This is a genomic window from Domibacillus epiphyticus (genome assembly GCF_001975785.1).
Lineage (GTDB): Bacteria > Bacillota > Bacilli > Bacillales > Domibacillaceae > Domibacillus > Domibacillus epiphyticus.
In genome coordinates this window covers 84,613-99,270 of sequence record NZ_MSFI01000009.1, presented here as the reverse complement: position 1 = coordinate 99,270, position 14,658 = coordinate 84,613, and the positions used below count along the sequence as shown (strand labels likewise).

12 protein-coding genes are annotated in these 14,658 nt (G+C 43.3%); 1 reads left to right on the top strand and 11 read right to left on the bottom strand.

From position 1 onward, the window contains the following. Window positions 1–15: 15 nt before the first annotated feature. The 4 genes from icd to BTO28_RS05840 all read right to left on the bottom strand — a co-directional run bounded on the left by icd (window position 16) and on the right by BTO28_RS05840 (window position 3,578). Window positions 16–1,284, bottom strand: coding sequence for an NADP-dependent isocitrate dehydrogenase (gene icd, locus BTO28_RS05855; RefSeq protein ID WP_076764601.1), 1,269 nt, complete (start codon window positions 1,282–1,284; stop codon window positions 16–18). Between the two features lie 112 nt (window positions 1,285–1,396). Next, complete coding sequence (gene citZ, locus BTO28_RS05850) at window positions 1,397–2,515, bottom strand: citrate synthase (protein WP_076764600.1); 1,119 nt, start codon at window positions 2,513–2,515, stop codon at window positions 1,397–1,399. Window positions 2,516–2,818: 303 nt separating this feature from the next. Further along, the gene (locus BTO28_RS05845) at window positions 2,819–3,049 is read right to left on the bottom strand and encodes a hypothetical protein (RefSeq protein ID WP_076764599.1); all 231 of its coding nucleotides are present in this window, start codon (window positions 3,047–3,049) and stop codon (window positions 2,819–2,821) included. Window positions 3,050–3,122: 73 nt separating this feature from the next. Next, window positions 3,123–3,578 carry a DUF441 domain-containing protein gene (locus BTO28_RS05840; protein ID WP_076764598.1) on the bottom strand — a complete coding sequence of 152 codons (456 nt, stop codon included), beginning with the start codon at window positions 3,576–3,578 and terminating at the stop codon, window positions 3,123–3,125. Window positions 3,579–3,655: 77 nt separating this feature from the next. Between BTO28_RS05840 and BTO28_RS05835 the strand changes: the two genes are divergently transcribed. Then, window positions 3,656–4,684: an AI-2E family transporter gene (locus BTO28_RS05835; RefSeq protein WP_076764597.1), complete on the top strand. Its 1,029-nt coding sequence runs from the start codon at window positions 3,656–3,658 to the stop codon at window positions 4,682–4,684. Here the strand turns inward: BTO28_RS05835 and pyk are convergent. From pyk to dnaE, 7 genes are all read right to left on the bottom strand, one after another. Next, on the bottom strand, window positions 4,671–6,434 hold the full coding sequence (gene pyk, locus BTO28_RS05830; protein ID WP_076764596.1) for a pyruvate kinase: 1,764 nt from the start codon (window positions 6,432–6,434) through the stop codon (window positions 4,671–4,673). The genes BTO28_RS05835 and pyk overlap by 14 nt on opposite strands. 23 nt (window positions 6,435–6,457) lie before the next feature. Continuing rightward, window positions 6,458–7,417 (bottom strand): 6-phosphofructokinase, encoded by a 960-nt coding sequence (pfkA, locus tag BTO28_RS05825; protein WP_076764876.1) that lies wholly within the window; start codon window positions 7,415–7,417, stop codon window positions 6,458–6,460. Window positions 7,418–7,590: 173 nt separating this feature from the next. Further along, window positions 7,591–8,562 (bottom strand): acetyl-CoA carboxylase carboxyl transferase subunit alpha, encoded by a 972-nt coding sequence (gene accA / locus BTO28_RS05820; RefSeq protein WP_076764595.1) that lies wholly within the window; start codon window positions 8,560–8,562, stop codon window positions 7,591–7,593. Continuing rightward, a complete protein-coding gene (gene accD, locus BTO28_RS05815) occupies window positions 8,559–9,419 on the bottom strand; it encodes an acetyl-CoA carboxylase, carboxyltransferase subunit beta (RefSeq protein WP_076764875.1) in 861 nt (286 codons plus the stop codon). The genes accA and accD overlap by 4 nt, the downstream gene beginning before the upstream one ends. Before the next feature lie 37 nt (window positions 9,420–9,456). Next, complete coding sequence (locus BTO28_RS05810) at window positions 9,457–9,993, bottom strand: FadR/GntR family transcriptional regulator (RefSeq protein ID WP_076764594.1); 537 nt, start codon at window positions 9,991–9,993, stop codon at window positions 9,457–9,459. Next, the gene (locus BTO28_RS05805) at window positions 9,994–11,232 is read right to left on the bottom strand and encodes an NAD(P)-dependent malic enzyme (RefSeq protein ID WP_076764593.1); all 1,239 of its coding nucleotides are present in this window, start codon (window positions 11,230–11,232) and stop codon (window positions 9,994–9,996) included. A gap of 95 nt (window positions 11,233–11,327) precedes the next feature. After that, entirely contained in the window at window positions 11,328–14,585 is a 3,258-nt protein-coding gene (dnaE, locus tag BTO28_RS05800; RefSeq protein WP_076764592.1) for a DNA polymerase III subunit alpha, read from the bottom strand. Between the last annotated feature and the right edge of the window lie 73 nt (window positions 14,586–14,658).

The following is a 14,658-nucleotide window of genomic DNA, read 5'->3' as shown; positions in this document are numbered from 1 at the left end:
AGGGAGCATTTTTCATTAAAGATTTTTGATCAATTCGTCCGCAAACTCAGAGCATTTCACTTCTGTTGCACCATCCATCAAGCGCGCAAAATCGTAAGTAACGACTTTAGACGAGATTGTTTTCTCGACTGATCTTGTGATCATGTTTGCTGCTTCATTCCAGCCAAGGTGTTCAAGCAGAAGAACGCCTGAAAGAAGGACTGAAGATGGATTAACTTTATCAAGACCTGCGTATTTAGGAGCTGTACCATGAGTCGCTTCAAAAATCGCGTGGCCAGTTTCATAGTTAATATTTGCGCCCGGAGCAATGCCAATTCCGCCAACTTGTGCAGCAAGTGCATCGGAAATGTAGTCTCCGTTCAAGTTCATCGTTGCAACAACATCAAACTCTTTCGGACGAGTCAAAATTTGCTGTAAGAAAATATCGGCAATCGAATCTTTAACAATTAGCTTGCCAGCTGCTTCAGCATCAGATTGCGCTTTATTTGCTGCTTCTGTGCCTTCCGCTTCTTTGATTTTATCGTATTGCGCCCATGTGAAGACCTTGTCACCGAATTCTTTTTCAGCGAGGTCATAGCCCCAGTTTTTGAACGCACCTTCTGTAAATTTCATAATGTTGCCTTTATGAACGAGAGTAAGAGATTTACGGCCTTCTTTCAGCGCATAATTAATTGCTGCTCGCACAAGGCGTTCTGTACCTTCTTTTGATACAGGTTTAATACCGATTCCTGATGTTTCAGGGAAGCGGATTTTATTGACACCCATTTCATTTTTAAGGAATTCAATGACTTTATTCACTTCATCAGTGCCTTCTGCGTACTCGATACCCGCATAAATATCTTCAGTGTTTTCACGGAAAATAACCATGTCTGTATCTTCAGGACGCTTAACTGGTGAAGGTACTCCGTCAAAATAGCGAACCGGACGAAGGCATGTAAAAAGATCCAATTCTTGACGAAGTGCAACGTTCAACGAACGGATACCGCCGCCAACTGGAGTTGTAAGAGGACCTTTAATTGCGATCAAATACTCTTCAATCTGGTCAAGTGTTTCTTTTGGAAGCCATTCACCTGTTTGATTGAATGCTTTTTCGCCAGCAAGAACTTCTTTCCAGACGATTTTCTTTTCGCCGTTGTATGCTTTTTCAACAGCTGCGTCCAATACGCGTGAAGCTGCAGCCCAAATATCAGGACCGATTCCATCGCCTTCGATAAAAGGAACAACTGGATTATTTGGTACGTTTAATACACCATTTTGCATTGAAATTTTTTCGCCTTGAGTCATCTTGCATTTCCCTCCAATTCCATGATCAAAGGTTAGAGGACGAGGCCTCTAACCTTCGTTTGCCACATTCATATTACACTAGTTTTTCAGTTTATTGCAAATACTTCCTTAATTAGACACGTTGGTAGATTGGTACGTATTTTTGCTTATCTGGCCCTGTATATTCAGCGCGTGGACGGATCAGTCTGTTGTTTGCATACTGCTCCAAAATATGAGCAAGCCATCCGGAAGCACGGCTTACTGCAAAAATCGGTGTGAATAGATCGTGATCAATTCCCAGGCTGTGATATACAGATGCAGAATAAAAATCTACATTCGGCGGTAGATCTTTTTGAGAAGTCACAATTTGCTCAATCTCAACAGACATGTCATACCATTGTGGTTCACCTGTCTGTTCTGTTAAACGCTTTGACATTTCGCGTAAATGTTTTGCACGCGGGTCGCCTTGTCGGTAAACCCGGTGGCCGAATCCCATAATTTTTTCCTTGTTGTTTAATTTTTCGAGAATATAAGGCTCAACATTATCTGGAGAACCGATCTCAGACAACATTTTCATTACTTGCTCGTTCGCCCCGCCATGCAGCGGTCCTTTTAATGCGCCAAGAGCAGCTGTTATACCTGAATAAATGTCAGATAGCGTTGCAACGCACACTCGTGCTGTAAATGTAGACGCATTCAATTCATGGTCTGCATGAAGAACGAGGGCTTTATCAAACGCTTCGATTTCAACATCAGTCGGCTCCTTGCCTGACAACATGTATAAAAAGTTTGCTGCAATGCTAAATTCTTTTTTCGGTGCAACGGGTTCCTGGCCTTTGCGAATGCGCGCAAATGCCGTTACGAGTGCTGGGATTTTCGCCTGAAGACGAATCGCTTTGCGATAATTCGCCTCGTCTGTCATCACATCTGCTTCTTCATCATATAGACCAAGAAGTGAGATAGATGTACGAAGAGCAGCCATTGGATGAACTTTGTCGATAGGATACATTTTGAAATGGTCAATTATTTCTTGAGGGATGTCATAGCTTTCCGATAGTTGCTGCTTTAATTCATCAAGCTGTGCCTGTGTCGGAAGGCTTCGGTGCCAGAGCAAATAAATTACTTCTTCAAAACTTGCATTTTCAGCTAAATCATCAATATCATAGCCTGCGTATGTAAGTGTGTCATCAATAATGGAACTGACAGATGACGTTGTAGCAACTACTCCTTCAAGTCCGCGTGCAGTTGTCATAAAGTATCTCTCCTTCGCCTTTTAATTTCCCCTTACCCGCTTTTTTATTTATGTATGTATGTGGCCGAGCAACTGCTCAGTACCATTTAGAAAAATAAAAAAGCTCGTTTACTACTTATGTACACTTTTTCAAACGGAAAATTGCAGCAATGTTCAAAAAGGTGTGCGCTTACATTCCCTATTATAAACAATTGGCGCATGTTTGTGAATCAAAACGTGTCAAAAAGTTCAAAATTTTTTTGCGAATCGTTTAAATTTCGAACATGACACGTGTTTGATTTATGTTATTATTAAATGTTTCACTTAAAAATTCTGGTTTTTATTGTAACGCTCCGCGGTTTTATAGGCGTCATATATTCCCCAGATCCATACGATTGGATACGTAATAAATCCAATAAGCAAAAACATTAATGCCGCATTGACCATCTGTATAACAATTAAAAGAAGACCCTTCAATATCTGTCCATTATAGATTTGACCGACTCCCGTCCAAAAAAAGCTCAGTACAGCTGCAAGACCTGCATTTTTCACGATGTATTTCCCCCTTCGATGTTATTACCTACACTATACATTAAAAACGCGGCAATAGTTTCGTTCTTTTGCAAATTTATTGAAATGACTCAAAAATTTTCATTGCAAAATAAGCAATTCCCGCACCTATAAGCGGTCCAACTGCAACACCATTAAATAGTGCGACAGCAAGGATCGTTCCGAAAACAAGTGCTGTCGTTATATGTGGATCCTCCGCAAGTAAAACAATCCCATTCTTTGCAATGAGTGCAACGAGTATCCCTGCCGAAAGGGCAATCCATGCATATGGAGATTTCAGTGCAGCACCCAGATCCTTAAAGCCGATTGCACCAGTTGCGATCGGGATAAGTACTGCAATTGTAATAATCGTCACACCCCAGTTGATGCCATTTTTTTGAAGAAAATCAAACCATTTTGTATCAAGACCTGATGCTTTTAATACAATCAATAATCCTGACGCAATTAAAAGGGAATGGTTTTTAGCAATTAAGCTGATTCCCAGCAGTAATATTAAAAATAAATAGGCGTACATTTCATCACTCCTAAAAAAAAGACGCATGGCTGTCCCCATCTCTACATACGTGTATAGAAGAAATGGAGGATGGCGCCATGCGGTTATGGAATATGCTACTGATACTATCGATTATAGGATTTACATTCTACTTGTTTTTACCCGTGCTAAAACCATTTTTAATCGGGGCATTTTTTGCCATTGCAGCACAAAAACCAGCCCGCATAATGCAAAAAAAATTAAGTATTTCCGAACAAACGGCTGTTTTTTTCGCTCTCTGTTCTGTTGCGTCTCTATTTTTATTCATTTTATTAATCATTGGTTTTGTCGGAGCGAGGACAGCTGCCCATCTTACCTCTGTAATCCCAAAATATAAAGACATCATCGTTTTAAACATAGAAGAGACGATTCAAACAATATCAGCGGCTCTAAGTGATCAACAAAAAGAGAATGTCATATTTTTTATTGAAACAATGAGTGATTCAGCCGTTACGATCGCCGGTCAATATGCTGAATCCTGGCTCCTTTCAGGTACAGCTTTTTTTCTTCGGATACCCGGTGCCGCTTCTGAAATCATTGTGGCTGTTTTGTCCGCATTTTTTATTGCGAGAGATGGACGGCGTATCATCCGTTTGATTCCAGCCCTTGTGCATGAACGGATTTTACTGGCCATTTCTTATTTCGTAACGGCTGTTCAATCATTTATGACAGCACAAATCATTTTGTTTATCATCACATTCGCTGCCGCTTCTGGGGGCTTTTTTCTTCTGAGATATCCACATGCGATAGAGGTAGCATTTTTAGCTGCCATTGCGGATTTAATCCCGCTGCTTGGGTCCAGCCTATTATTTATTCCATGGATGGCTTTCTCAGCACTCACCGGTCAGTATATGGCTGCCATTTTACTCGCCATTCTTTATGTGGTGCTCGTTATCATGCGACAACTGCTGGAGCCGAAGCTTGTATCTGGTGCTATCGGTCTTCACCCGCTCGCCGTTTTGTTTTCCGCTTTTGCTGGATTAACCTTTTTTGGTGCAGCCGGCATGGTCTCTGGACCATTACTCCTTTTAGCCTGTCAGTCTATTTATCGCTCAGGATTAACTCAGCTGCTGTTTATAAAACGTTAGCGTGTCCATTATAAATAGTGCCTCTGGCTGCATCGACCGTAATTTCCTGTCCATCTTCAAGCTTTGTAATAGCACCTTCTACGTCAACGATAACTGGAATGCCAAGGCTGATTCCCACAACGGCCGCATGGCTTGTCAATCCGCCTTCTTCAGTAATGATCGCTGCACATTTTTCAATCGCCGGCATCATGTCCCGGTCTGTTCCATACGTGACAAGAATATCTCCTTGCTGTACTTTTCGAATTGCTTCCTCTGCTGTTTTTGCTTTAACAACTTTTCCATAAGCAGAGTGACGTCCGATTCCTTGTGCTTTTAATAAAATGTCGCCGACAACATGAATTTTCATTAAGTTTGTTGTACCTGATTCGCCGACCGGTACACCTGCTGTAATGACAACAAGATCACCATGTTTAATAAACTCCTCGTCCAGGCAGCGAATGATCGCATTATCTAGCATTTCATCAGTAGAGGAAACACGCAGCCCGATAACCGGGAAAACACCCCATACGAGTGATAAACTTCTTGATACACGTTCACTGTCTGTTACGGCAAAAATCGATGCCTTTGCGCGGTATCTTGAAATCATGCGGGCTGTATGGCCGCTGGATGTCGGTGCGATAATGGCATGTACGTCAAGCGCTTCCGCTGTTTTCGCTACAGATTGACCAATCGCATCAGTCATTGTTAATCGTCCTGTTTTATTTCTACGACGCGGTGGAATATCTCTCATGTGCAATTCTGCTTCCGCCCGCACTGCAATGTTGTGCATCGTTTTAACCGCTTCAAGCGGGTACAAGCCTGCTGCTGTCTCGCCGGAAAGCATAATGGCATCCGTACCGTCAAAGATCGCATTCGCTACATCACTAGCTTCCGCTCGTGTTGGACGAGGGTTTCGCTGCATAGAATCAAGCATTTGTGTAGCCGTTATCACTGGTTTCCCCAGCATGTTACATTTTTTAATAAGTTGCTTTTGAACAATTGGTACTTCTTCGGCCGGGATTTCAACACCAAGATCCCCGCGGGCAACCATCAACCCATCCGAAACTTCAAGGATGTCATCAATATTATCGACGCCTTCCTGGTTCTCGATTTTCGGTACGATTTGAATGTGTGTAGCATTATTCTTTTCAAGCAGTTCACGAATCTCGAGAACATCTGATGGACGGCGGACAAAAGATGCAGCGATAAAATCAACATCCTGTTCAATGCCAAAGCGTATATCAGCGGCATCTTTTTCCGTAATACCAGGCAAATTAACAGAAACACCCGGTACATTAACTCCTTTTTTATTTTTTAATGTACCGCTGTTTAATATGCGGACAGCAATTTCCCCATTTTCACGATCTGTGCCTGTTACTAAAAGAGCAATTAGACCATCATCAAGCAAAATACTTGAGCCTGGTTTCACATCATCAATAAGACCTGGGTACGTAATAGAAAACTTTTCAGGGGTGCCTTTCACTTCTGTCATAGAAATGACTGCGTCTTTCCCGCTGACTAATTCAATTGACCCGTTTTCCATGTCATGTGTACGGATCTCTGGACCTTTCGTATCAAGCAGAATCGCAACCGTTTTTCCCGTGTTTTTTGCTGCTTGGCGAATGTTTTTAATGCGGGCGGCATGCTCTTCGTGACTTCCATGAGAAAAGTTTAGACGGGCAACATTCATACCAGCTTCCAATAATGATTGCAACGTTTCAAGACTTTCACTTGCTGGACCGATCGTACAGACAATTTTAGTTTTTTGCATCGATTGTTCCTCCTGTTTTCTCGTTAAATCGAAAGCTCCTGTGATAATTCATACATGCGCTGATCAATTTTATGAGGTTTCGCCAACGCTTCAATAATATCATAATCAACTATTTGATTTTGTTCGATTCCAACTGCGCGTCCACCTTTGTGTTCCATAAGCAGTTCCACTGCATGCGCACCGAGGCGGCTTGCGAGTACACGATCAGATGCAGTTGGTGAACCACCGCGCTGCATGTGGCCAAGTACAGATACACGTGTATCAAAATTGGTTAATTCTTCAATGATCGCACCAAACTTCGCACCGGTCATTACACCTTCTGCAACAATGATAATACTATGTTTTTTTCCGCGCTCCTGTCCCCGTTTTAATTTTTCAGCAATTTTTGTCATATCGTAAGGAGCTTCTGGTATTAATATTGTTTCTGCGCCTCCTGCTAGACCTGACCAGAGGGCAAGGTCACCCGCGTGCCGGCCCATTACTTCGACAATAAAGGTGCGCTCATGGGAACTCGCAGTATCGCGAATTTTATCAATTGCATCTATCACGGTGTTTAGCGCTGTGTCAAACCCTATTGTAAATTCTGTACCGGGTATATCATTGTCTATCGTACCTGGTACACCTACGCAAGGAAAACCATGTTCTGTCAGTGCTTTTGCACCCATATAGGAACCATCCCCGCCAATGACTACCAGTCCTTCGATGCCGAATTTTTCAAGTTGTTCAATGCCTTTTTTTTGGCCCTCAAGTGTTTTGAATTCAAGGCATCGAGCAGAACGGAGAATGGTTCCGCCGCGGTGAATAATATCTCCTACTGAACCGCGATCAAGCTTTTCAATATGTCCATTTATCAAACCGTGGTAGCCTTGATACACGCCGAACACTTCCATATCATGATAAATTGCTTTACGAACAACTGCCCGTACCGCTGCATTCATCCCTGGCGCGTCGCCACCACTCGTTAATACACCTATTCGTTTCATTTTACCTTTCACCTCAAGCTCATTATTGGCAGTCAAAACTCCCATATGACTATCTTCTTTTAAGATAACAGAAGGCTTTCTTCTTCACAATCTTTAGCCTGGAAGTAAGCGCTCACACCAAAAAAAAGCCTATTTCGGGACATTTTTAAACCCGAAAGAAAGACCCAAAAAGGTTATCTTTTTGGGCCTGTTTTTTGATCAGCATATCCACCGATCTTTTTATATTTCTCATATCGCTGCTCGATCAGTTCATCGTGATGTATCGTCTGCAACAACTCAATCGCCGGCTTTAATACTTCATCAATTAATTCTGCCTGGCGCTTTGCGTCTCGATGTGCACCACCGCGCACTTCAGGTATAATTTCGTCCACGATGCCGAGTCCTCGTAAGTCGGGTGCGGTAATTTTCATTGTCTCGGCCGCCCGTTTTGCAAGAGAAGCATCTTTCCATAAAAGGGCTGCTGCGCCTTCCGGGGAGATAACAGAATATGTTGAGTTCTCAAGCATGAATAAACGGTCGCCAACGCCAAGTGCAAGTGCACCACCGCTTCCGCCTTCTCCAATGACAATACAAATAATTGGAACATGAAGTCCTGCCATTTCAAAAATATTGCGGGCAATCGCTTCACTTTGGCCTCGTTCTTCTGCTGCTTTCCCCGGATATGCACCTTTCGTATCGATTAGGCATATAATCGGACGATTAAACTTTTCAGCCTGCTTCATAAGGCGAAGTGCTTTCCGGTACCCTTCTGGATGAGGCATGCCGAATGTGCGCTGTATATTTTCTTTCGTGTCACGGCCGCGCTGATGGCCGATGACCGTGACAGGTACGCCGTGATATTTGGCAACCCCAGCGACAATCGCTGCATCATCACCGTACGTCCGATCCCCATGCAGTTCAAAAAAGTCCTCAAATAAGTGAGAGATGTAATCAAGCGTTGTCGGACGATTCGGGTGACGAGCCATCTGCACTCTATCCCATGGTGTCATACTGTTATAAATATCATCTTCAAGCTTTTTTAGCCGAAGTTCGAGCTTCGCAATTTCATCCGACAAATCCACATCAGATGTTGAGGTAAAGTTTTTTAATTCCGCAATTTTTTGCTGCAGCTCCCGAACCGGTTTTTCAAATTCTAGTCCAGTCATTTTTTATCACCGCCTGGTTGATGAATATCAAGTAAAAACGATAGCTTTTCTTTCATGTCACTGCGGTGAAGAACAGCATCGAGTTGACCATATTTCAATAAGAATTCAGCAGTTTGAAAGTCTTCAGGCAGCTTTTCACGTATCGTCTGCTCAATAATTCTGCGGCCGGCAAATCCGATTAAGGCACCTGGTTCTGCAAAATTATAGTCACCTAGAGACGCAAAACTTGCCGAAACACCTCCTGTTGTAGGATGTGTCATAACAGAAATAATGAGCCCTCCCCGGTCACTGAGCCGCTTTAATGCTGCTCCCGTTTTCGCCATCTGCATGAGAGACAAAATGCCTTCCTGCATACGCGCACCGCCGGAAGCTGTAAAGATAATAAACGGAATATGAAGACGAATCGCTTCTTCTACGGCACGGGCAATTTTTTCTCCAACGACAGATCCCATGCTTCCCATACGGAAAGATGCATCCATAATGGCAAATACTGCCTCGCGTCCTTCTATTGAGCCAACACCGGTTACAATTGCTTCGTCCAAACCGGTTTTCTTGCGGTCAGCAGCTATTTTTTCATCATAGTCTGGAAAATTAAGCGGGTTTGCTGTAGAAAGATCAGCATCCAATTCACGGAACGATCCTTCATCGAGGAGTGATTCAATCCGTTCATGTGCGGTCATTTGATAATGATAGCCACAACCGAGACAGACGTGAAGATTTTTTTTCAATTCTTTTGTATACATTATTTTTTTGCATTTCGGACACTTTTGCATAATTCCTTCAGGTACATCCTGCTTTGCTGCTTCCGATGGAATGGTTGCGTATTTTCTCTTCTTAGGTTTTTGTTTTGAAAACATATCTTTAATTGCCACTTTTCCACCCCTTTAAGAATCCTTACGAGTGATTAGTTTTCTTTATTCCTTCTATAAGCTCATTTAATCGGTCATGATCATAGGCAGCACTGCTTCCGGCATAGTCGGAAATGACCAGCCATATTTTTTTCAGCAGACTGTTACCTGTAGCATCCATTAATTCATGAAAATCCAACTTGTTACGAATGATTTTTTGATCGAAATCAGGCTGCCCTGCCAGTATGGCTAGACAGCCCATCTCTAAAACGGCTTTCATATCATAAACATGTTCTTTTTTTTGATCGTCATTAAAAATAAATGCTCCGATAAGCGGGACAAGATGATGGTCTTTAAAATCACGAAGAAAAGTCCCTTCCCCCCGTCTCGTTTCAATTAGACCAAGAAGTTCGAGCGCACGAAGCGCTTCGCGAACAGAAGAGCGGCCAATTGATAGCCGCTCTGATAGTTCACGCTCTGACGGAAGTTTGTCACCTGGACTGATCTGATCCGCTTTGATCATCTCTTGAATTTGTGAAATAGCTGCCACAAACTTTGATGGCGGACGATGTGATCCCGTCATTTACTCACCTTTGCCAATTAATGAAACTTGAATCGTTTTTTCACGAACTTCTTCCGGGTCTACTTTTATACGGGCAACACCCGTCTCCATTGCAGTTTTCGCAACCGCTGCTGCTACAGCCGGCGCAACCCGTGGATCGAATGGACCAGGAATCACATAATCCACATTAAGTTCATGTTCTTCAATAAGTCCAGCAATGGCTTCAACCGCTGCCTGTTTCATTTTTTCGTTTATATGTGTTGCACGCACGTCGAGTGCCCCCCGGAAAATACCAGGGAATGCAAGGACATTATTTACCTGATTGGGAAAATCTGAACGGCCTGTTCCAATCACTTTTGCACCGGCCAATTTTGCTTCCTCCGGCATAATTTCCGGTGTTGGATTTGCCATTGCAAATATGATCGGATCGTCATTCATCGATTCAATCATTTCTTTCGTAAGCGCACCAGCAACCGATACGCCGATAAAGACGTCCGCATCTTGAATCACATCTGCCAGACTGCCAGACTGCTTTTCCCGGTTTGTGAATTTTGCGACTTCTTCTTTGACCGGGTTCATGCCTTCCGCACGCCCCTCATAAATCGCGCCGCGGGAGTCACACATAATAATATTTTGCACGCCATAGCCTGTCAATAGTTTAATAATTGCAATACCAGCCGCTCCAGCACCATTTGCAACTACTTTAATATCGGTCATCTTCCGTCCCGTAAGCTTAAGCGCGTTAATCAGACCTGCCACGGTTACGATTGCTGTACCGTGCTGATCGTCATGGAAGATAGGTATATTCGTTTCTTTTTTCAGCCGTTCTTCGATAATAAAACAATTCGGTGCAGCAATATCTTCAAGATTGACGCCGCCAAATGTCGGCTCCAACAATTTAACAGTTTCAATAATTTTTTCAGGATCTGTTGAATTTAGGCAGATCGGAAACGCATCTACGCCGCCAAAACTCTTAAACAAAACTGCTTTTCCTTCCATGACCGGCAAAGAAGCTTCGGGACCAATATTGCCAAGTCCTAGCACAGCAGTCCCATCCGAAACAACGGCGACCATATTCCCTTTCATTGTATAATCATACACTAATTCTGGTTTTTCATAAATTTCTTTGCATGGTTCCGCTACACCCGGTGAGTACGCCAGACTCAAGTCACGCGCGTTTTTCACTTCTGTTTTAACAGCTGTAGCCAGTTTCCCTTGGTTCTCTCTGTGTAAATGTAGTGCTTCCTCACGATTGGACATATTCTCATCTCTCCTGTATGTTCATTCAAGTGGTCTGACCACATGATTTACTATAACACTTTAAACGATTACCGTTTAATTGTAAAGCGTTTACGTTACTTTAGCACGACATTTTTTGTCCCACACTCCTCTTTCAATGCGTTTAGGAGATGTTTTTCTGGCGAAACAAGGTATTTTTTTCCGAGCCGAACCGTCTCTTTCGTCCTTTCATAATGAATAACAACAGATGCAAACCCTGGATATTCCATTAACAAACGATATACTCGCTCAGCACGGCTGTCGGTGTCTGTGCCTTCTGGCAGTTTAATATAAAGCGTCTGCTTCTCTTCAAGCACTTGATTTATCCCTTTGTCTAAAGGCAGAATCTTTTGTACAACAATCTGCACACTATTATTTCGCTCCTCTGCTGCACCGGTAATGTACACCCGAGCTCCCTTTTTAATGAGAGCTGCTGCATTGCGGTACACATCCGGAAACACGACAGCATCCCGTTCACCAGTCTCATCCAATACTGTCATGAACACCATCTTATCGCCTTTTTTCGTACGGATTTCACGGATCGCGCCAATTAACCCCGCTGTCTGCACGTGACTGCTTGTTTGAATTGACAGCAGCGGTATAGCACCGGTCTTCGTCAATAAAGGACGAAGGCTCGTAAGGGGATGATCGGAAACATAAACACCAAGTACCTCTTTTTCTTTTTCCAGCTTTATTTCACCAGGCATCTCCTCTGCATCTGTATACTTTGGTTTAAACGATATGTCCAATCCCTCAAATAAACTGCCTTCTTCTGTATTTAGTAGAGCCGCATGTTCTATTGCTGCGTCTATGCTTGCAAGCAGAACGGCTCGATCCTGACCAAACTCGTCCATTGCACCGGAAATAATAAGCGACTCGATTGCGCTGCGATTGATTGCATGGGAAGGAACACGCAGGCAAAAATCAAACAGGTCTTTATAAGGCTCATTTCGCCTTTCCTCAATAATGGCTTTAGCTGTTGATTGGCCAATGCCCTTCACCGGGACAAGCCCGAACCGGATCCCTTCTTTCACAGCTTGAAACGAATAGCCGCTTTTATTTACGGATGGCGCAAGAAACGGAATAATAAATTCTGCTGCTTCCGCTATGTAATGCCGAAGTTTTTCTTCATTTCCGGAAGATGACTGCAATAGTGACGCGAGAAAATGGGCCGGATAATGGGCTTTGAGCCAGGCGAGCCAATAGGCAATCATGCTGTAGGCAACCGCATGGCTTCGATTGAACCCATAGTCTGCAAATCGGACGATTAAATCATAAACCCCGGAAGCAGTTTTGCCTTCAATGCCTTTTTGGGTCGCGCCGTTCAGAAAATGACGCCGTTCTTCTTCAAGTACTTCCTTTTTTTTCTTGCTTACAGCACGCCGAAGCATATCTGCTTCACCCGGGGTGAATCCGGCCATTTCAACAGCGATTTTTATAATTTGCTCCTGATATACAATAATCCCGTACGTCGGCTTTAAAATAGATTCTAGAATCGGGTGCAAATAAGTGACTTTTTCCTCGCCATGTCGACGTTTTATGTAGACGGGAATCTGTTCCATCGGACCTGGCCGATACAACGCATTCACCGCAACCATATCTTCAAAACGATCCGGCTTTAGCTGCATAAGCACTTTTTTCATGCCGTCAGACTCAAACTGAAAAATGCCACCCGTTTTTCCTTTTGAAAGGAGTTCAAATACTCGCGGATCATCAAGTGGCAGCAAATTTAGATCGATGGATTTACCTCTCATCCGTTTAATAGACGATAGAATCCGTTCGATAATCGTTAAATTACGAAGCCCAAGCAAGTCAATTTTTAACAGACCGATCGATTCCAAAGCTTCCATCGCATATTGGGTTAAATAAACGCCATTATGACCGTCCATTACAGGAACTCGGTTTGTAAGCGGCTCTTCGGATATAATCATGCCTGCTGCGTGTGTTGACGTGTGTCGGGGCAAACCTTCAAGCTGAAGCGCTGTTCGATAAATACGCTCATTTACCGGCGATTCATTCATCCACTGTATTAAATCAAGTTCCGCCAGTTTCGTTCCTGGGATGGAGGGAATTTGTTTTGACAGGCGGGATAATTCAGCTGAATCAAGCCCAAAGACCCGTGCCACGTCACGCATAACGGCTTTGGCGGATAAAGTACCGAATGTAACAATCTGTGCGGCATTAAGCGCACCATATTTACCGACAATGTATTGGATGATTTCTTCCCGCCGGTTATCCGGAAAATCGATATCGATATCCGGCATCGTGATCCGCTCCGGATTTAAAAACCGCTCGAATAAAAGTTCGAATTTGATCGGATCTACATTTGTAATACCAAGTGCAAAAGCGACCAGCGAACCGGCTGCTGAACCGCGTCCAGGTCCGGTTAAAATACTCTGGCTTTTTGCATACGCCATAAAATCATGCACGATTAAAAAATAATCGCTGAATTTCATCCTGCTGATCACGGTTAATTCGTAGGAAAGCCGTTCCATATAAACTTTACTTTTATCTCCCAGTCCTTCCATACATAGCTTTTTTAATAGAGAACCAGCTGTTTCCCCAGCTGGCAGCGGGAAAGAAGGAATTAGACGTTCTCCAAATGATATAGTCACCTGGCATAACCGGGCAATTTTCTCCGTATTCTTCACAGCTTCCGGAATGTGAAGAAATTTCTTTTTTATTTCATCAATTGTTTCAAAAGCATTCGTCGGTTCAGCCATTTCATCTGCTGTGTCAAGCAATCTATTTTCACGAATAGCCTGCAGGCATCTTGACGCAAACGCGTCTTTTTTATCGGCATATAGGACGTTTCCAATCGCAACAAGTGGAGTTTCAGTAATCTCCGCCATATCTCTTAGTACCTGTTCCGAATCATATCCGCGGATGCCAATGTAAAACTGCTCAAATAGCTTTTTGAATAAAACCGCGGCTTGTTCCGTTACTTCGCCGTCCATTCCCGGCATGACTGCGACCAACCCTGCGGCATAGGCTTCAAGCCACTTAAGCGGCAGTCCGTCTTTCGCTTTTGTTTGTATCGCACTTGAAATTTTAACTAAGTGGGAAAGTCCTGTTTCATTTTTTGCATATAAAAGGAGCGGAAACGACTGCCCGCTTTCCGACTGCGCTTGAATAGATGCTTTCAAGCCGATAATCGGTTTAATGCCCTTTTCCATGCACGCTCTGTAAAATGGAATTGCTGCATGAAGCGTATTAAAGTCTGTTAAAGCGATCGCACTACAGCCGGCCTCCACTGCTTTGTCAACGAGTGAATGCGGTGTTAACGTTGCTGCTCGAAAGCTAAATGCTGTTTCCGTTTCTAGATGAATGAACATGTTCTCCGCTCCTTTCTAATAAAGTGAATGTATGTTCTTCTTCATGTATAAAAAAAGGAGAAATATATCTCCT

Bases quoted from the DNA above. Each gene is read 5' to 3' on its own strand.
- BTO28_RS05810 (WP_076764594.1), bottom strand. From the start codon at position 9,993: ATGACGGGATCACATCGTCCGCCATCAAAGTTTGTGGCAGCTATTTCA.
- BTO28_RS05840 (WP_076764598.1), bottom strand. From the start codon at position 3,578: ATGTACGCCTATTTATTTTTAATATTACTGCTGGGAATCAGCTTAATT.
- BTO28_RS05805 (WP_076764593.1), bottom strand. From the start codon at position 11,232: ATGTCCAATCGTGAGGAAGCACTACATTTACACAGAGAGAACCAAGGG.
- citZ (WP_076764600.1), bottom strand. From the start codon at position 2,515: ATGACAACTGCACGCGGACTTGAAGGAGTAGTTGCTACAACGTCATCT.
- pyk (WP_076764596.1), bottom strand. From the start codon at position 6,434: ATGCAAAAAACTAAAATTGTCTGTACGATCGGTCCAGCAAGTGAAAGT.
- accA (WP_076764595.1), bottom strand. From the start codon at position 8,562: ATGACTGGACTAGAATTTGAAAAACCGGTTCGGGAGCTGCAGCAAAAA.
- accD (WP_076764875.1), bottom strand. From the start codon at position 9,419: ATGTTTTCAAAACAAAAACCTAAGAAGAGAAAATACGCAACCATTCCA.
- pfkA (WP_076764876.1), bottom strand. From the start codon at position 7,417: ATGAAACGAATAGGTGTATTAACGAGTGGTGGCGACGCGCCAGGGATG.
- BTO28_RS05835 (WP_076764597.1), top strand. From the start codon at position 3,656: ATGCGGTTATGGAATATGCTACTGATACTATCGATTATAGGATTTACA.
- icd (WP_076764601.1), bottom strand. From the start codon at position 1,284: ATGACTCAAGGCGAAAAAATTTCAATGCAAAATGGTGTATTAAACGTA.
- dnaE (WP_076764592.1), bottom strand. From the start codon at position 14,585: ATGTTCATTCATCTAGAAACGGAAACAGCATTTAGCTTTCGAGCAGCA.